17 protein-coding genes are annotated in these 16,546 nt (G+C 68.2%); all 17 read right to left on the reverse strand.

What is annotated here, in order from left to right:
* Window positions 1-55: 55 nt before the first annotated feature.
* Window positions 56-1,498: a F0F1 ATP synthase subunit beta gene (gene atpD, locus LNW71_RS07985; protein WP_250967594.1), complete on the reverse strand. Its 1,443-nt coding sequence runs from the start codon at window positions 1,496-1,498 to the stop codon at window positions 56-58.
* Entirely contained in the window at window positions 1,498-2,412 is a 915-nt protein-coding gene (locus LNW71_RS07990; RefSeq protein WP_250967595.1) for a F0F1 ATP synthase subunit gamma, read from the reverse strand. Before LNW71_RS07990 ends, atpD begins: the two co-directional genes overlap by 1 nt.
* 3 nt (window positions 2,413-2,415) lie before the next feature.
* Window positions 2,416-3,987 (reverse strand): F0F1 ATP synthase subunit alpha, encoded by a 1,572-nt coding sequence (atpA, locus tag LNW71_RS07995; RefSeq protein ID WP_250967596.1) that lies wholly within the window; start codon window positions 3,985-3,987, stop codon window positions 2,416-2,418.
* Between the two features lie 154 nt (window positions 3,988-4,141).
* The gene (locus tag LNW71_RS08000) at window positions 4,142-4,957 is read right to left on the reverse strand and encodes a F0F1 ATP synthase subunit delta (protein ID WP_250967597.1); all 816 of its coding nucleotides are present in this window, start codon (window positions 4,955-4,957) and stop codon (window positions 4,142-4,144) included.
* Window positions 4,954-5,496, reverse strand: coding sequence for a F0F1 ATP synthase subunit B (locus LNW71_RS08005; protein WP_250967598.1), 543 nt, complete (start codon window positions 5,494-5,496; stop codon window positions 4,954-4,956). Before LNW71_RS08005 ends, LNW71_RS08000 begins: the two co-directional genes overlap by 4 nt.
* Window positions 5,497-5,538: 42 nt before the next feature.
* Complete coding sequence (atpE, locus tag LNW71_RS08010; RefSeq protein WP_250967599.1) at window positions 5,539-5,769, reverse strand: ATP synthase F0 subunit C; 231 nt, start codon at window positions 5,767-5,769, stop codon at window positions 5,539-5,541.
* A 73-nt stretch (window positions 5,770-5,842) separates the two neighbouring features.
* A complete protein-coding gene (gene atpB / locus LNW71_RS08015; protein WP_250967600.1) occupies window positions 5,843-6,664 on the reverse strand; it encodes a F0F1 ATP synthase subunit A in 822 nt (273 codons plus the stop codon).
* 225 nt (window positions 6,665-6,889) lie between these two features.
* Complete coding sequence (locus tag LNW71_RS08020; protein WP_250967601.1) at window positions 6,890-7,327, reverse strand: hypothetical protein; 438 nt, start codon at window positions 7,325-7,327, stop codon at window positions 6,890-6,892.
* A gap of 460 nt (window positions 7,328-7,787) precedes the next feature.
* The gene (locus tag LNW71_RS08025; RefSeq protein ID WP_250967602.1) at window positions 7,788-8,129 is read right to left on the reverse strand and encodes a hypothetical protein; all 342 of its coding nucleotides are present in this window, start codon (window positions 8,127-8,129) and stop codon (window positions 7,788-7,790) included.
* Between the two features lie 318 nt (window positions 8,130-8,447).
* Window positions 8,448-9,833: an MraY family glycosyltransferase gene (locus tag LNW71_RS08030; protein ID WP_250967603.1), complete on the reverse strand. Its 1,386-nt coding sequence runs from the start codon at window positions 9,831-9,833 to the stop codon at window positions 8,448-8,450.
* 132 nt (window positions 9,834-9,965) lie between these two features.
* Window positions 9,966-11,225: a serine hydroxymethyltransferase gene (glyA, locus tag LNW71_RS08035; protein ID WP_250967604.1), complete on the reverse strand. Its 1,260-nt coding sequence runs from the start codon at window positions 11,223-11,225 to the stop codon at window positions 9,966-9,968.
* A 150-nt stretch (window positions 11,226-11,375) separates the two neighbouring features.
* Window positions 11,376-12,017, reverse strand: coding sequence for a protein-tyrosine-phosphatase (locus LNW71_RS08040; protein WP_250967605.1), 642 nt, complete (start codon window positions 12,015-12,017; stop codon window positions 11,376-11,378).
* Entirely contained in the window at window positions 12,014-12,661 is a 648-nt protein-coding gene (locus LNW71_RS08045) for an L-threonylcarbamoyladenylate synthase (protein ID WP_250967606.1), read from the reverse strand. The genes LNW71_RS08040 and LNW71_RS08045 overlap by 4 nt, the downstream gene beginning before the upstream one ends.
* A 67-nt stretch (window positions 12,662-12,728) precedes the next feature.
* Window positions 12,729-13,574 carry a peptide chain release factor N(5)-glutamine methyltransferase gene (gene prmC / locus LNW71_RS08050; protein WP_250967607.1) on the reverse strand — a complete coding sequence of 282 codons (846 nt, stop codon included), beginning with the start codon at window positions 13,572-13,574 and terminating at the stop codon, window positions 12,729-12,731.
* Between the two features lie 45 nt (window positions 13,575-13,619).
* The gene (gene prfA, locus LNW71_RS08055; protein ID WP_250967608.1) at window positions 13,620-14,696 is read right to left on the reverse strand and encodes a peptide chain release factor 1; all 1,077 of its coding nucleotides are present in this window, start codon (window positions 14,694-14,696) and stop codon (window positions 13,620-13,622) included.
* Between the two features lie 148 nt (window positions 14,697-14,844).
* Window positions 14,845-15,069, reverse strand: a complete 225-nt coding sequence (gene rpmE / locus LNW71_RS08060) for a 50S ribosomal protein L31 (RefSeq protein ID WP_123461667.1) — start codon at window positions 15,067-15,069, stop codon at window positions 14,845-14,847.
* A gap of 143 nt (window positions 15,070-15,212) precedes the next feature.
* Window positions 15,213-16,313, reverse strand: a complete 1,101-nt coding sequence (locus LNW71_RS08065) for an LCP family protein (RefSeq protein WP_250967609.1) — start codon at window positions 16,311-16,313, stop codon at window positions 15,213-15,215.
* Window positions 16,314-16,546 lie beyond the last annotated feature (233 nt).

Below are 16,546 nucleotides of genomic sequence, written 5' to 3' on the forward strand. Positions count from 1 at the left end.
TACGGGGCGTGGTGAGGGGGACGGGACGCACCCGCCCCCTCGGTGAGCCGGAGGCTCAGGAGACGCCGAGCTCCTTGGCGTTGGCCTTGAGGTCCTCAATGCCACCGCACATGAAGAACGCCTGCTCGGGGAAGTGGTCGTACTCACCGTCGGCGATCGAGTTGAACGCGGCGATCGACTCGTCGAGCGGAACGTCCGAACCGTCCACGCCGGTGAACTGCTTGGCGACGTGGGTGTTCTGCGACAGGAAGCGCTCGATGCGACGGGCGCGGAAGACGGTGAGCTTGTCCTCCTCGCCGAGCTCGTCCATTCCGAGAATGGCGATGATGTCCTGGAGGTCCTTGTACTTCTGAAGGATTCCCTTGACCCGCATGGCGGTGTCGTAGTGGTCCTTCGCGATGTAGCGCGGGTCCAGGATCCGGGACGTGGAGTCCAGCGGGTCCACGGCCGGGTAGATGCCCTTCTCGGAGATCGGACGGGAGAGAACCGTCGTCGCGTCGAGGTGGGCGAAGGTGGTGGCCGGAGCCGGGTCGGTCAGGTCGTCCGCGGGGACGTAGATCGCCTGCATCGAGGTGATCGAGTGACCACGGGTCGACGTGATGCGCTCCTGGAGGAGACCCATCTCGTCGGCCAGGTTCGGCTGGTAACCCACCGCGGACGGCATACGGCCGAGCAGGGTGGACACCTCGGAGCCGGCCTGGGTGTACCGGAAGATGTTGTCGATGAAGAAGAGTACGTCCTGCTTCATGACATCGCGGAAGTACTCCGCCATCGTCAGACCGGCGAGCGCGACGCGCAGACGCGTGCCCGGCGGCTCGTCCATCTGACCGAAGACAAGCGCCGTCTTGTCGATGACGCCGGACTCGGCCATCTCCTCGATGAGGTCGTTGCCCTCACGGGTACGCTCACCGACGCCCGCGAACACCGACACACCGTCGTGGTTGTTGGCGACGCGGTAGATCATTTCCTGGATCAGCACGGTCTTGCCGACACCGGCACCACCGAACAGACCGATCTTTCCACCCTTGACGTACGGGGTGAGAAGGTCGATGACCTTGACGCCGGTCTCGAACATCTCGGTCTTGGACTCGAGCTGGTCGAAGCTGGGCGCCTTGCGGTGGATCGGCCAGCGCTCGGTGACCTCGGACTCGGCCTCGGGCTTGTTCAGGATCTCACCAAGGGTGTTGAACACCTTGCCCTTGGTCATCTCGCCGACCGGCACCGTGATGCCGGAACCCGTGTTGGTCACCGGGGCCTGGCGGACCAGACCGTCGGTGGGCTGCATCGAGATGGCGCGGATCACGCCGTCGCCGAGGTGCTGTGCGACCTCGAGCGTCAGCTTCTTGATCTTGCCGTCCTCGGCCGGGTCGGCCACCTCGACGGTCAGCGCGTTGTAGATCTCCGGCATCGCGTCGACGGGGAACTCCACGTCGACGACCGGGCCGATGACCCGGGCGACGCGGCCCGTGGCAACGGCCGTCTCAACTGTGGTCGTCATTACTTGTCACTCCCCGCGGTCGCGTCGGCCAGCGCACTGGCACCACCGACGATCTCGCTGATTTCCTGGGTGATTTCGGCCTGGCGGGCCGCGTTGGCAAGCCGGGAGAGGCTCTTGACGAGCTCACCGGCGTTGTCGGTTGCCGACTTCATCGCGCGGCGGCGGGCGGCGTGCTCGGAAGCAGCGGCCTGCAGCAGTGCGTTGTAGATCCGGCTCTCGACGTACCGCGGAAGCAGGGCGTCCAGGACGTCCTCCGCCGACGGCTCGAAGTCGAACAGCGGCAGGATCTCTCCCTGGCCGTCCTCGTCCTTCGTGATGTCGAGGCTGAGCGGCAGCATCCGGTTGTCCACCGGGTTCTGCGTCATCATCGAGACGAACTCGGTGAAGACGATGTGCAGCTCGTCCACGCCGCCCTCGGCGGTCTCCTGGGTGACCGCCTCGATCATCGGGGCGGCGGCCCGCTTCGCATCCGCGTACGTCGGGCTGTCGGTGAAGCCCGTCCACGACTCCGCGATCTTGCGCTCGCGGAAGTTGTAGTAGGCGACACCCTTGCGGCCGATCACATACGTGACGACCTCCTTGCCCTCACCCTGCAGCCGCTCGGTCAGCTGCTCCGCGGCCTTGATGGCGTTGGAGGAGTAACCGCCGGCCAGACCGCGGTCGCTCGTGACGAGCAGGATCGCGGCCCGTGCCGGAGTCTCGGCCTCGGTGGTCAGCGGGTGCTTGGTGGTGGAGCCGGTCGCCACCGCGGTGACCGCACGGTTCAGCTCGGTGGCGTACGGCATCGAGGCCGCCACCTTGCGCTGCGCCTTGACGATGCGCGAGGCGGCGATCATCTCCATCGCCTTGGTGATCTTCTTCGTGGCGGTGACGGAGCGGATGCGGCGCTTGTAAACGCGAAGCTGAGCGCCCATCTATCAGCCCTCGCCCAGAAGCTTGCCGTCCGAGGTCTCGAACTGCTGCTTGAAGGTGGCGATCGCGTCGGCGATCGACTGCAGCGTGTCGTCGGACATCTTGCCGCCCTCGACGATGCTGGTGAGGAGCTCCTTGCGCTCGCGGCGCAGGTACTCCAGCAGCTCGCTCTCGAAGCGACGGATGTCCTCGACCGGGACGTCGTCCATCTTGCCCGTGGTGCCGGCCCAGACCGAGACGACCTGCTCCTCGACCGGGATCGGCGCGTACTGCGGCTGCTTCAGCAGCTCGACCATGCGCTTACCGCGCTCCAGCGAGGCCTTCGAGGCCGCGTCCAGGTCGGAACCGAAGGCGGCGAACGCCTCCAGCTCGCGGTACTGGGCGAGGTCCACGCGAAGCCGGCCGGAGACCTGCTTCATGGCCTTGTGCTGGGCGGAGCCACCGACTCGCGAGACCGAGATACCGACGTTCAGGGCCGGACGCTGGCCGGCGTTGAACAGGTCGGACTCCAGGAAGCACTGGCCGTCGGTGATGGAGATGACGTTGGTCGGAATGAACGCCGACACGTCGTTCGCCTTGGTCTCGACGATCGGGAGGCCCGTCATCGAACCGGCACCCATGTCGTCGGAGAGCTTGGCGCAGCGCTCCAGCAGACGCGAGTGGAGGTAGAAGACGTCGCCCGGGTAGGCCTCACGGCCCGGCGGACGGCGCAGCAGAAGCGACACGGCGCGGTAGGCGTCGGCCTGCTTCGAGAGGTCATCGAAGATGATCAGGACGTGCTTGCCGGCGTACATCCAGTGCTGGCCGATGGCCGAACCGGTGTACGGCGCCAGGTACTTGAAGCCGGCCGGGTCGGACGCCGGGGCGGCGACGATGGTCGTGTACTCCAGCGCACCGGCCTCTTCGAGCGCACCACGCACGGAGGCGATGGTGGAGCCCTTCTGACCGATGGCGACGTAGATGCAGCGCACCTGCTTGTTCACGTCGCCCGAGCGCCAGTTGTCGCGCTGGTTGATGATCGTGTCGACGGCCAGCGCGGTCTTACCCGTCTGACGGTCGCCGATGATCAGCTGACGCTGGCCCCGGCCGATCGGCACCATGGCGTCGACGGCCTTGTAGCCGGTCTGCATCGGCTCGTGCACCGACTTACGGACCATGACGCCAGGGGCCTGCAGCTCGAGGGCGCGGCGGCCGTCGGTCGCGATCTCGCCGAGACCGTCGATCGGGTTGCCGAGCGGGTCGACGACGCGGCCGAGGTAACCCTCGCCGACGCCGACGGAGAGCACCTCACCGGTGCGCTGCACCGGCTGGCCCTCCTCGATTCCGCTGAACTCGCCGAGGACGATCGCACCGATCTCGCGCTCCTCGAGGTTGAGGGCGAGACCGAGGGTGCCGTCCTCGAACTTCAGCAGCTCGTTCGCCATGGCGGAGGGCAGGCCCTCCACCTTCGCGATGCCGTCGCCGGCAACGCTGACCGTACCGACCTCCTCGCGCGAGGCCGCGTCCGGCTTGTACGACTGGACAAAGTTCTCCAGCGCGTCCCGGATCTCCTCCGGCCGGATCGTGAGCTCCGCCATCTGGGTTCCCTGCTCTCCTTGTTGGGCCCGAAGTTTCTTAAGGGGGTCTGGGGGCCGACCCCCAGGAATCTTCTGCAATTTCTGCACGGCCCAACCGGGCCGCTGGTCTTGCTCGTTCAGTTGACTGGCACAGCTTGCCGACGCGTCGCGTCGGTCAGCCGGCCATCCGTCGGGTCGCCTCGTCGAGACGCTCCGCGATGGTGCCGTTGATGACCTCGTCACCGACCCGCACCGTGACTCCGCCGAGGACCTCGGGGTCCACATCGAGATTCAGGTGCATCGTGCGGCCGTAGATCTTCGCCAGGGCGGCGCCGAGGCGCTGCTTCTGCCGGTCGTTCAGCGGCACTGCCGAGGTGACGATCGCGACCGTGCGGTCACGGCGCTCCGCGGCGAGCTTGGAGAGGGATTCGAGTCCCTCTTCCAGGCTACGTCCCCGGGGCTGGGTGACAAGCCGCACGATGACGCGCTCGGTCGCGGTCCGCGCCTTGCCGCCGAGCAGGCTGTGCAACAGCTCGCCCTTGGCGGCGGGGGTCGCGGTCCGGCTGGTGAGCGCGGCGCGCAGCTCCGGGTCGGAGGCGACGATCCGGCCGAACCGGAAGACCTCGTCCTCGACGTCGTCGAGCTCGCCGCCGCGCTGGGCGGCGGTGAGGTCTGCGGTGTTCGCCAGTTCCTCGACCGAGTCGACCAGGTCACGCGACTGCGACCAGCGCGAGCGGACCATGCCGGAGACCAGATCGACGGCTTCGCCGCCCACCTGGCCGCGCAGCAGGCGCCCGGCCAGCTCGGCCCTGGCCTCGCCGGCCTGCGCCGGGTCGGTCAGGACCCGGCGCAGCGACACCTCGCGGTGCAGCAGCGCGGTGACGCCGGCCAGGTCCTCGGCGAGCTTCGCCGCATCGACCGACGTGCTGTCGGTCAGTGCGTCGAGACGCTCGCGTGCGGCAGCCAGTGCCTCGCGGCTCGCGCCGTTCATCGGACGGCCTCGGCCTTCGCCTCGAGGTCGTCGAGGAAGCGGTCGACGGTGCCGCTCTGCCGGGCGTGGTCCTCGAGGGACTCGCCGACGAGCTTGCCGGCCAGGTCGGTGGCGAGCTTGCCCACGTCCTGGCGCAGCGCGGACGCCGCGGCCTTGCGGTCGGCCTCGATCTGGGCGTGGCCGGCAGCGACGATCTCCTCGCGCTGCCGCTGGCCTTCCGCCCGCATCTCCTGCAGGATCACGGCGCCCTGCTCCTGCGCCTCCTGGCGCATACGAGCGGCTTCGTGGCGGGCCTCGGCGAGCTGAGCCTTGTACTGCTCAAGAACGCTCTGGGCCTCGGTCTGGGCCGCATCGGCCTTTTCGATACCGCCTTCGATGGCCTCGCGACGCTCGTCCAGAACCTTGTTGATGTTCGGGAGGAGCTTCTTGGCGAGGAAGCCGAAGACGATGAGGAAGGCGATGAGGCCGATGACGAGCTCGGGGATCGGGGGGACGAGAGGGTTTTCCATCTCAGCCGCGACCGTAAGCATCTGGCTCACGTCATTGCCTTTCGTCTAGTGGGCTGGTCGTGGATCCGAAGATCACTGGCCGTAGACGAACGGCATGACCAGACCGATGAGGGCGAGCGCCTCACAGAAGGCGAAGCCGAGGATCTGGTTGGCGCGGATGAGACCGGCAGCCTCGGGCTGACGGGCAAGAGCCTGGGTGCCGTTACCGAAGATGATGCCGACGCCGACGCCGGGGCCGATCGCGGCGAGGCCGTAACCGATGGAGCCGAGGGAGCCGGTGACGGCAGCAAGGGTCTGGGACATGCCAGTTCTTCCTTCTCTTTCACGGACCGGTGGGGGTTGGCCACCGGACGACTGAGGGACGAGCGCGGGATGCTCAGTGGTGCTTGGCGAGCGCGCCCTGGATGAAGGTGCAGGTCAGGAGCACGAAGACGTACGCCTGCAGCGCTTGGATGAAGAGCTCGAACGCGGTCATCACGATGACCATCACGAAGGAGACGCCCGCGTAGGCGAATCCGATGCCGTTGAGCAGGTACCAGCTGGCGATCGTGAAGAGCAGCAGCAGCGTGTGGCCCGCGAACATGTTCGCGAACAGTCGCACCGCGTGGGTGAACGGCCGGACCAGCAGGTTCGAGAAGAACTCGATCAGCATCGCCAGCGGAAGCACCGGCCCGAGCGACTTGTCGTAGCCGGTGATGTTCTTGAAGCCACCGACGAACCCGTGCCGCTTGAAGGTCAGGCTGACCCAGAGCACGTAGACGATCAGGGCCAGAACGATCGGGTACGCGATGATCGACGTCACGGGGAACTGGGCGACCGGAATGATCGACCAGAGGTTCATCATCCAGACGAAGAAGAACAGCGAGACGACGAGCGGAACGTACTTCTCGCCCTCGCGCTTGCCGATCGTCTCGTAGACGATGCCGCGGCGGACGAAGTCGTACCCCATCTCGGCGACCGACTGCAGCTTGCCGGGGACCATCTTGGGCTTGCGGAACGCAACCCAGAAGAAACCGACGATGATGATCGAGCCGAGCAGGGCCAGCAGCATCGGCTTGTTGAAGTACAGGTTGCTGTCCGCGTCGCCCCAGAGGGGCTCGAACAGGAACGAGTGCAGGCCGGGTGCCGGGAAGCCACAACCATCGAAGATGTGGCAATCGGTCTCGAAGGCGAGCACCTGTGTCGGGTCAGCACTCACCGCGGGCTCCTTCAGCGTGGCGCATAGGTACGGCAACCTCGTTGTGTCGGCGCGGCGCGCAGCCGCGGTTCGGCACTGGACTGGTGTGACGGATGTGTGAGCGGCAGTCAGGCAATGAGCCTCGCGATCGAGCAGGCGTCAGCTCACATGCCCGCGCCCGCAGTGCCGCAGTTGGAACCGGACGATAGCAGGGTCCTGAGCTTGCACTTATCCCGCCCCTACCGTTCACGACCGGGACCCAGTGTTCTTGGGCTTTTCGCCCTTGTCGGACTCAGGTTCGACGTAAAGGATCTTGGCCTTCATGTGCGCACGCGCCTGTGCGCCGATCCACACGAGGGTCGTCACGACCAGTGTGAGCGCAAAGGCTTTCGGGTTGAACAGCGAGGTGTTCTTGAATGCGGCGACAAAGATGAAGAGCAGGAGCAGCTGAGCCGTGTACAGCATCAGCCCCATCGCCTGGAATAGGTGGGGCAGAGACTTGGCGGTCCGCTGCAGGACCATCAGCCCGATCCCCATGAAGAGGATGACCACGACCGTCGCAACGATCGCGCCCAGGGCTCCCTTGCCACCGGCGACGCCACCGCTGATCGCGGCGGCAACAGCGCCGGCGACAGCGGTGGGTACGGCGGTCTGGAGGAGAGTCCGGACGTCGTTGGACGGCATGGCGGCAGCTCCGCTTGCTGGGGGTCGGCAGTGTGTCGTCATGGACGAGCGTAGGCCCGGTCCGAGTCGATGCCTCGGGGCCAATGGACCGTGCTACTCAGGTCCTTCGGCTCTGTCACCGGGTTAGTGAACGGTATCACAAACTATTTGATGAGGTCTTTACTCAGAAAGTGTGGTTGCTGTCACACGTGAGTGTGAACCTGCGCGCGTGAGCACTGGATTCGGCGAATTATCCTGTATTGGGCGGATTGAGCCCCTCACGAACTCGACGTCTGCCGCACCGCGTTCGGGCTCAGCCGATTCGTCAACACCATGCAGCAGCGTGCGCCCCTCACGAGCTATACGTTCACTCGGCCCCGGGTGGGCCGGCCGCAAGAATAACGAGAAGCGCCCCCGGGCGGACACCAAGTGCCATACCCAGGGGCGCTGCCAGCTCAGAGATCGGTCACGGCCGGCCCACTCAGCAGGTGACGACCTTGTCGTAATCCACCCAGGGCTGCATGGAGGAGAGCAGATCCGTCTTGCCCTTCTTCACCGCGTGGCAGCTCGAGTCGTAGCCGTACTTGAAGATGCCCCTGAGGTGCTTGGTGCCACTGCAGTTGTTCTTGACCTTGAACGCCTTGTACCCCTCGCCCTGATGGGTCTTGGTGACCTTGACGCAGCTCGGCGCCGCGGCCGTCACACCGACTCGCTGCACCGACGCGGTCGCCGTCGACGGAGCCGCAACGGCCTCGGCTCCCATGAGGCCCAGCGAGCCCCCAAGCGCCACCGTCGCAATCGCTATGGCACGGAACTTCATCATCCTGCTACCTCCATCACGAGTGAGCAGGGATGGTCCGCCATGGTCAGTGGCGGACCGGATCCCCTTGTCGGAAGCATTTCTAACATGGGGGGAACGAAAAAAGTAGCTATAGCAAAGGTTCAGCAAGTGGCCCGTTGGCTGAAACCCGGCTTGTTCTGGCGGGCCATCCGTGAGGGTCTTTCTTTGCGTACGTGAAGATCGCTGGTGAGCAGGATCCGGAATCACGCCGACCGCCGACGCGGGGACCACGTGCATGCGATTCGGTCATTCGGAGGCGGTTAGCCGGCACGACTCGGCGGCGGGAACCCGGGCGGGGCCTCAGCGCCGCGTGGAACCCGCCTTGCGCCCGTCCGCGAAACGCGAACGAGGGCCGATCGCGGTCGCCCCGTTGACGCCCGAGACTCCTGCGGCGACCGGGGCCGGTGCGGTGGGCTCGTCCTCACGCCTCATCTGGCTGTCCGGGGAGCCCTGTTGGTCCTCCGTGGCCGGAGCCGCCTCGTCGGCCTCCCCGCCCCGGCGTCGCCGGCGGCGGTAGCGGGGCGGCACGAAGTGTTCCGCCCACAGCGGGGCGCGCGGGGTGAAGCGGGGCATCAGCAGCAGGATCAGACCGAGCGCGCTCAGGCCCACGATCACCAGGACGATCCACAGGGACGCCGAGTGCACGGAGTAGCCGACCGCGCCGAAGGCGATCAGGGCCGACCAGAAGTACATGATCAGCACCGACCTGCTGTGCGAGTGGCCGATCTCCAGCAGCCGGTGGTGCAGGTGGCCGCGGTCCGCCGCGAACGGCGACTGGCCGTTCCAGGTGCGCCGCACGATCGCCAGCACCAGGTCGGCCGCCGGGATCGCGATGATGGTCAGCGGCAGCAGCAGCGGGATGAAGACCGGCAGCATCGCGTGGGTCGCCTGCCGCTCGCTGCCCTCGAAGAAGATCTTCATGGTGTCCGGGTCGACCTGGCCCGTCACCGAGATCGCACCGGCAGCCAGGACGAGGCCGATCAGCATCGAGCCGGAGTCGCCCATGAAGATCCGGGCGGGGTGCATGTTGTGCGGCAGGAAGCCGAGGCACATGCCCATCAGGATCGCCGTGAAGAGCGTCGCGGGCGCGGCTGCCTCGATCATGTGCCCGTACCAGAGCCGGTAGGTGTAGAGGAAGAACGCGGCGGACGCGATGAGGACCATGCCGGCCGCCAGGCCGTCCAGCCCGTCGACGAAGTTGACCGCGTTGATGGTGATGACCACCAGGGCGACCGTGAGCAGCGTGCCCTGCCACTGGGTGAGGGCCACCGTGCCGACACCGGGGATGGGCAGCCACAGGATCGTCAGACCCTGGATGACCATGACCGCCGCGGCGATCATCTGCCCGCCGAGCTTGATCAGGGCGTCGATCTCGAACTTGTCGTCCAGGACGCCGATCAGCCAGATCAGTGCCGCTCCGGACAGCAGCGCGCGGGGTTCGCTGGAGAGCTCGAAGACGCCTTCGAGGTTCGCCAGGTGATCGGCGACGATCAGCCCCGCGCACAGCCCGCCGAACATGGCGATACCGCCGAGCCTCGGGGTCGGTTCCCGGTGGACGTCACGCGCACGGATCGCGGGCATCGCCCCGACCGCGATGGCGAACTTACGCACCGGGCCGGTGAGCAGGTAGGTCACGGCGGCCGTGACACAGAGTGTCAGCAAGTAATCACGCACGGGCTGCCCCACAAATATCGCCGGCCATCTCAGCCCACACCTTAGCCCGAGCGGCGGGCTGGCTACGTCGGCCTCATGGTTGAGGACACAGAGGCACCGGTGATGGTTGCACGGCCTGCCGCCAGTCAGGACATGGAGGCCGAGTCACCCGGGGTACGGCGGAAACTTCGCCGCCAGTTCCCGCACCTCCGACAGGACGTCGCCCTCCTCGCGCACCGCCGCACCGAACAGCGCCGCGAGCCGCGCCATGCCGCTGTCGCCCATGCCCTGGGTGGTGACGGCAGCGGTGCCGAGCCTGATTCCCCGGGCGTCCGAGTACGGAAGCGCGCAGGTGTCCAGCACCAGGCCCGCGGCGGCCAGCCGGGCGCGTGCGGTGTGACCGTCGACACCGAGCGGGGCCGGGTCGGCGACGATCAGGTGGGTGTCCGTGCCGCCGGTGGTGACGTCGAAGCCCTCTGCCTCCAGGCCGGCGGCCAGCACCCTGGCGTGGGACACCACGCGATGGGCGTACGCGGAGAACGCCGGCGTGGCCGCCTCACCGAACGCGACGGCCTTCGCGGCGACCGTGTGCATCTGGGCACCGCCCTGGGTGAAGGGGAAGACCGCCCGGTCGATCCGCTCCGCCAGCTCCGCGCCGCACAGGATCATGCCGCCGCGCGGCCCGCGCAGCACCTTGTGCGTGGTCGCGCAGACCACGTCCGCGTACGGGACAGGACTCGGCGCCGCTCCCCCGGCGATCAGCCCCATCGGATGCGCCGCGTCGGCGATCAGATACGCGCCGACCTCGTCGGCGATCTCGCGGAACACCTCGTAGTCGGGGTGGCGGGGGTAGGAGATGGAGCCGCTGACGATCGCCTTCGGGCGGTGCGAGCGGGCCAGGGTGCGTACCTGGTGGTAGTCGATCAGTCCGCTCTCGGAGTCCACGCCGTAGCCGATGAACTCGAACCAGCGGCCGGAGAAGTTGGCGGGCGAACCGTGGGTGAGGTGTCCGCCGTACGGGAGTCCCATCGCGAGCACGGTGTCGCCGGGCCGCAGCAGCGCCGCGTAGGCCGCGAGCACGGCCGAGGAGCCGGAGTGCGACTGGACGTTGGCGTGCTCGGCGCCGAAGAGTGAGGTGGCCCGCCGGACGGCGATCCGTTCGGCGGCGTCGGCCTGCTCGCAGCCGCCGTGGTGGCGGGCGCCGGGATAGCCCTCGGCGTACTTGTTGGCGAGCGGTGAGCCGAGTGCGGCGAGGACCGCGGGCGAGGTGAAGTTCTCGGCGGCGGTCAGCTGCAGCGTGCCGGACTGCCTGCGCAACTCCGCCAGCAGCACGTCGGCGATCTCCGGGTCCTCCCGGAGCAGGGCGCCGAAGTCCTGCGGCAGGGCGGTGGCGGCTGGGGGTGCGGCAGGAGTGGTGACCGGCATCGAGGGCTCCGGGCCTGGGGAGGAGTGCGCTGACGTCAGCTCCAATGTAGGCCCGCGACGGGCGCGCTGCCCGCTGTCACGCGCTGCGGTGCACCCGACCGGCCCGAAGGGCCCGGTCCCCTTCCCTGCGGCCCGCGGGCCGCGCGCCGGTCAGCGCGGAGTCGACACGCCGGTCAGCGCGGTGACGACCGGCTCCAGGGCCTGGTTGATCTCGTCCCCGATGGACCGGAAGAACGTGATCGGGGCGCCGTACGGGTCGTAGACCTCGTCGGCCTCGGCGGTGGGGGCCAACAGCCAGCCGCGCAGCGCGGCGGCCGCGCGGACCAGCGCGCGGGCACGTTCGACGACGCCCTCGTCACTCGCGTCGGGCAGCGTCTGTGGGTCTATCGCCCGGACCAGCCGGGTGAACTCCTTGAGCGTGAAGGTCCGCAGGCCCGCCGAGTGACCCATCGAGATCACCTGGGCCCGGTGGTCGCGGGTCGCGGTGAGCACCAGGTCGGCACGGATCACGTGCTCGTCCAGCAGTTCCCGGCCGACGAATCCGGTGGCGTCGGCGCCGAAGTCGGCGAGGACCACCTCGGCGTTGGCCTCCATCGGGGCGCCTTCGTGCCCCCAGGTGCCGGCGCTCTCCACGATCAGTCCGCCCTGGAGCGGGTCGCCCAGGCGGTCCACGAGGGCATGGCGGGTCAGCCGCTCGGTGATCGGCGAGCGGCAGACGTTGCCGGTGCTGACGTGGAGGATGCGGAAAGTGTCGGTCTGCCCCGCTATGCCACGCCCCTCAGGGGCGGTCAATTGGCCACCTCGAGGTCGGGTACCACCTTGCGCAGCTCCTCGGCGGAGAGCGCACCGGTGCGCAGCAGGACCGGCACCTTGCCGGTGACGTCGACGATGGAGGACGGGACGATGCCCGGCGTCGGACCGCCGTCGAGGTAGACGGAGACGGAGTCCCCGAGCATCTCCTGGGCGGCGTCGCAGTCCTCGGGCGAGGGGTGTCCGGTGAGGTTGGCGCTGGAGACGGCCATCGGGCCGACCTCGGTGAGCAGCTCGATGGCGACCGGGTGCAGCGGCATGCGGATGGCGACGGTGCCGCGGGTGTCGCCGAGGTCCCACTGCAGCGACGGCTGGTGCTTGGCGACGATCGTGAGGGCGCCGGGCCAGAAGGCGTCGACGAGCTCCCAGGCCTGCTCGGAGAAGTCGGTGACCAGGCCGTGCAGGGTGTTCGGGGAACCGATCAGCACAGGGGTGGGCATGTTGCGGCCCCGGCCCTTGGCGTCCAGCAGGTCGGCGACGCCCTCGGTACTGAAGGCGTCCGCACCGATCCCGTACACCGTGTCGGTGGGCAGCACGACCAGTTCGCCGCGGCGGACGGCGGACGCGGCCTCGCGCAGACCCGTCGTACGGTCGGTCGCGTCGTTGCAGTCGTATCGCCGTGCCATCAGCCGGCCTCCTCAAGCATGTTCGGGTAGGGCTGGAACGGGTCGTGCGGGTGGTGGTGTCCGACGGTCACGGCATCGCCTTGCGGGCCGTCGCGAACCGGGGACGCCTGTTCAGGTCGGGGTGGTCGGCCGCGTCGGCCCAGCCCCGCTCCTCGGTGAAGATCCACGGCACCTGGCCGCCCTGCGTGTCGGCGTGCTCGATGACGACGAGGCCGCCGGGGCGCAGCAGACGGTGGGCGGTGCGCTCGATGCCGCGGATGGTGTCGAGGCCGTCCTCACCGGAGAAGAGAGCCATCTGGGGGTCGTGATCGCGGGCCTCCGGAGCCACGTACTCCCATTCGGTGAGCGGGATGTACGGCGGGTTGGAGATGACCAGGTCGACCTGTCCGTCGAGCTCGGGAAGGGCCGTCAGGGCGTCTCCGCGGTGCACGGTGACCCTGGAGTCCTCGGCGTTCTTCCTGGTCCACTTGAGGGCGTCCTCGGACAGCTCCACGGCGTGCACGCGCGAGCGCGGCACCTCCTGGGCCATGGCCAGCGCGATGGCGCCCGATCCGGTGCAGAGGTCGACGATCAGCGGCTCGACGACGTCCATCGCGCGGACGGCGTCTATCGCCCAGCCGACGACCGATTCCGTCTCCGGGCGGGGCACGAAGACGCCCGGGCCCACCTGGAGTTCCAGGTAGCGGAAGAAGGCGCGTCCGGTGATGTGCTGGAGCGGTTCGCGGGCCTCGCGCCGGGCGATGGTCTCCCAGTAGCGGGCGTCGAAGTCGGTGTCCGGCACGTTGTGCAGCTCGCCCCGCTTGACGCCGTGCACGAACGCGGCGAGTTCCTCCGCGTCGAATCGCGGCGAAGGCACACCGGCGTCGGCCAGCCGCTGGGTGGCCTGGGCCACCTCGGCGAGCAGCAGGTTCATCGCGGTTCTCCGTACGGGTTCACGAGCGGTGCGGGGCGGTGGGACTTATGCGGCAGCGAGCTTGGCGGCGGAGTCGGCGTCGACGCATGCCTGGATCACGGCGTCCAGGTCGCCGTCGAGCACCTGGTCCAAGTTGTACGCCTTGAAGCCGACGCGGTGGTCCGAGATCCGGTTTTCCGGGAAGTTGTACGTACGGATCTTCTCGGAACGGTCGACCGTACGCACCTGGCTGCGCCGTACGTCCGAGGCTTCCTGCTCGGCGGCCTCCTGCGCGGCGGCCAGCAGCCTCGAACGCAGGATGCGCATGGCCTGCTCCTTGTTCTGGAGCTGGCTCTTCTCGTTCTGGCAGGAGGCGACGACACCGGTCGGCAGGTGCGTGATGCGGACCGCGGAGTCCGTGGTGTTGACGGACTGGCCGCCGGGGCCGGAGGAGCGGTAGACGTCGATGCGCAGATCGTTGGCGTGGATCTCGACGTCGACCTCCTCGGCCTCGGGCGTGACGAGCACGCCGGCGGCGGAGGTGTGGATGCGGCCCTGGGACTCGGTGGAGGGCACGCGCTGCACACGGTGCACGCCGCCCTCGTACTTCATCCGGGCCCAGACGCCCTGGCCGGGTTCGGTGGCTCCGTTGCCGCCCTTGGTCTTCACGGCGACCTGGACGTCCTTGTAGCCGCCGAGCTCGGACTCGGTGGAGTCGATGATCTCGGTCTTCCAGCCGACGCGCTCGGCGTAGCGCAGGTACATGCGCAGCAGGTCCCCGGCGAACAGGGCGGACTCGTCGCCGCCGGCGCCCGCCTTGATCTCCAGGAGCACGTCCTTGTCGTCACTGGGGTCACGGGGAACGAGCAGGAGGCGGAGCTTCTCGGTGAGCTCCTCGCGCTCCTTCTCCAGTTCCTTGACCTCGGCGGCGAAGTCGGGGTCGTCGGCGGCGAACTCGCGGGCCGTCCCGATGTCGTCGCCGGTCTGCTTCCAGGAGCGGTACGTGGCGACGATCGGGGTCAGCTCGGCGTAGCGCTTGTTGAGCTTGCGCGCGTTGGCCTGGTCGGCGTGGACCGACGGGTCCGCGAGCTTCGTCTCGAGATCGGCCTGTTCGCCGATCAGTTCCTCGACCGCCTCGAACATCTTCGGGCTCCTGGTTCCTTGCTGAACGTGCCTGCCGGCCGGCGGGTTGCCTGCCGGGCGGGATACGGGGGCGCCGCGTCCCGGCCGGAAAAAACGCCGGCCCCGGCGCCCCCGGAAGAGGGCGCCGGGAACCGGCGCAGTTGGCTCGCTACTTGCTGGCGGAGCCGGCAGCCTTGCCGAAGCGGGCCTCGAAGCGGGCCACACGGCCACCGGTGTCGAGGATCTTCTGCTTGCCCGTGTAGAACGGGTGGCACTCGGAGCAGACGTCCGCACGGATGGCGCCGCTGTCCAGGGTGGACCGGGTGGTGAACGACGCGCCACAGGTGCAGCTGACCTGAGTCTCGACGTACTGGGGGTGGATTTCGCGCTTCAAGGGATTCTCCTAGTTTCGGGAGGGCGCCGGGTCGTACGCGCGGATTGCGTGTCCGTGAACCGGGGCCGACGTACCAGTCTGCCAGGACCGGCCGTATCTCCCAAAACCGGGGTGGAGCCGCGACTATTCCCGGATACTCCCGGTCACCGGACGATGTCGCCCGCGTCACCCTTGTCGCCGGCCGACTTCTCGGTGGCGGAGGCGGGGATCGGCAGGTCGTGCCGGAGCGCCGTCCACACCTGCTTGCCGGCCTTCTCCTGCGGGATGACGCGGTTCGGGTCGGCCGGGTCGTACTCGACCGGCAGGGTCACCATGTGGACGTCCTTCGAGCCGAGCCCCTTGAGTCCGTCGGCGAAGCCCGCGAGCTTCTTGACCGAACCCAGGTCGGAGTCGGTCGTGACGGCCTTGGTCGCCGTGTCCGCGATGCCGTAGAGCTTCGTGCCGTTGAGCACGCCGACACTCTTCGCCTGCTGCATGAGCGCCTTGATGAAGGCCTGCTGGAGCTGGATGCGGCCGAGGTCGCTGCCGTCGCCGACGCTCTTGCGGGTACGCACCAGGCCGAGCGACTCCTCGCCGTTCAGGGTGTGGGTGCCCGGCTTCAGGTCCAGATGGCTCCTGGAGTCGTTGATCGCCTGCTTGGTGGTGATCTCCACCCCGCCGAGCTTGTCGATCAGCTTCTTGAAGCCGGTGAAGTCGACTTCGAGGTAGTGGTCCATCCGGATCCCGGACATGGACTCGACGGTCTTGACCGCACAGGCCGGTCCGCCGACCTCGTACGCCGTGTTGAACATCGCGCGCTGTTCGCCGCCGACCTCTTCACCGCTGGAGTCGCTCTTGCAGGCGGGCCGGGTGACGAGGGTGTCGCGCGGGATGGAGACGACGCTGGCCGTCTTGTGCCCCTTGTTGACGTGCAGGACCATCGCGGTGTCCGAGCGGGCGCCTCCCTGGTCGACGCCGTACTTCGCGTTCGCGCCGGAGCGGGAGTCGGAGCCGAGGACGAGGATGTCCTCCGAGCCGTTGTCGACGTTCTGGGGGCGGTTCTTGCCCAGGGCGTTGTTGATGTCGACGGCCTTGAGATTGCCGTCGAGCTGGAAGTAGGCGTATCCGAGCCCCGCTCCGCCCACGACGACCACGCCGGCCAGGCTCCAGGCGGCTATGACGGTCGCCCTGCGGCGGCGGGACGGCTTCCTCCGGCGTTTGCCGGTGGCCCGTATTCGGTTGTTGCTCCCGCTCTGCTCAGTCATCCGTCTCCTCGTTCCCTCGGCTGCTCCCGGCTACCCCCTGCTGTGGTGTGCGGGTCTGTGTGCCGCTTTGTCGTCCTTCGGTACGACGCGGCGGCGACAAGAAGGGTTGCACAGGGAGCTGTCCCCGCCGGGTGGGCGTGAGGGGTGCCTGCGAAGCACGGGAACAGCTGGTGATCCGGCGTTCACCTGCGGTTTCTTGCCCGGTACAGGCAATACCGGCCCGCGCCGGCGCG

Origin of the sequence: Streptomyces sp. RKAG290 (assembly GCF_023701695.1) — a bacterium.
Lineage (GTDB): Bacteria > Actinomycetota > Actinomycetes > Streptomycetales > Streptomycetaceae > Streptomyces.

What these genes read in the sequence shown, in the direction of transcription:
- prfA (WP_250967608.1), bottom strand. Translation starts at nt 14,696, where the DNA reads ATGTTCGAGGCGGTCGAGGAACTGATCGGCGAACAGGCCGATCTCGAG.
- prmC (WP_250967607.1), bottom strand. Translation starts at nt 13,574, where the DNA reads ATGAACCTGCTGCTCGCCGAGGTGGCCCAGGCCACCCAGCGGCTGGCC.
- LNW71_RS08025 (WP_250967602.1), bottom strand. Translation starts at nt 8,129, where the DNA reads ATGATGAAGTTCCGTGCCATAGCGATTGCGACGGTGGCGCTTGGGGGC.
- atpA (WP_250967596.1), bottom strand. Translation starts at nt 3,987, where the DNA reads ATGGCGGAGCTCACGATCCGGCCGGAGGAGATCCGGGACGCGCTGGAG.
- atpE (WP_250967599.1), bottom strand. Translation starts at nt 5,769, where the DNA reads ATGTCCCAGACCCTTGCTGCCGTCACCGGCTCCCTCGGCTCCATCGGT.
- LNW71_RS08020 (WP_250967601.1), bottom strand. Translation starts at nt 7,327, where the DNA reads ATGCCGTCCAACGACGTCCGGACTCTCCTCCAGACCGCCGTACCCACC.
- LNW71_RS08065 (WP_250967609.1), bottom strand. Translation starts at nt 16,313, where the DNA reads ATGACTGAGCAGAGCGGGAGCAACAACCGAATACGGGCCACCGGCAAA.
- glyA (WP_250967604.1), bottom strand. Translation starts at nt 11,225, where the DNA reads ATGCCGGTCACCACTCCTGCCGCACCCCCAGCCGCCACCGCCCTGCCG.
- atpD (WP_250967594.1), bottom strand. Translation starts at nt 1,498, where the DNA reads ATGACGACCACAGTTGAGACGGCCGTTGCCACGGGCCGCGTCGCCCGG.
- LNW71_RS08000 (WP_250967597.1), bottom strand. Translation starts at nt 4,957, where the DNA reads ATGAACGGCGCGAGCCGCGAGGCACTGGCTGCCGCACGCGAGCGTCTC.
- LNW71_RS07990 (WP_250967595.1), bottom strand. Translation starts at nt 2,412, where the DNA reads ATGGGCGCTCAGCTTCGCGTTTACAAGCGCCGCATCCGCTCCGTCACC.
- LNW71_RS08045 (WP_250967606.1), bottom strand. Translation starts at nt 12,661, where the DNA reads ATGGCACGGCGATACGACTGCAACGACGCGACCGACCGTACGACGGGT.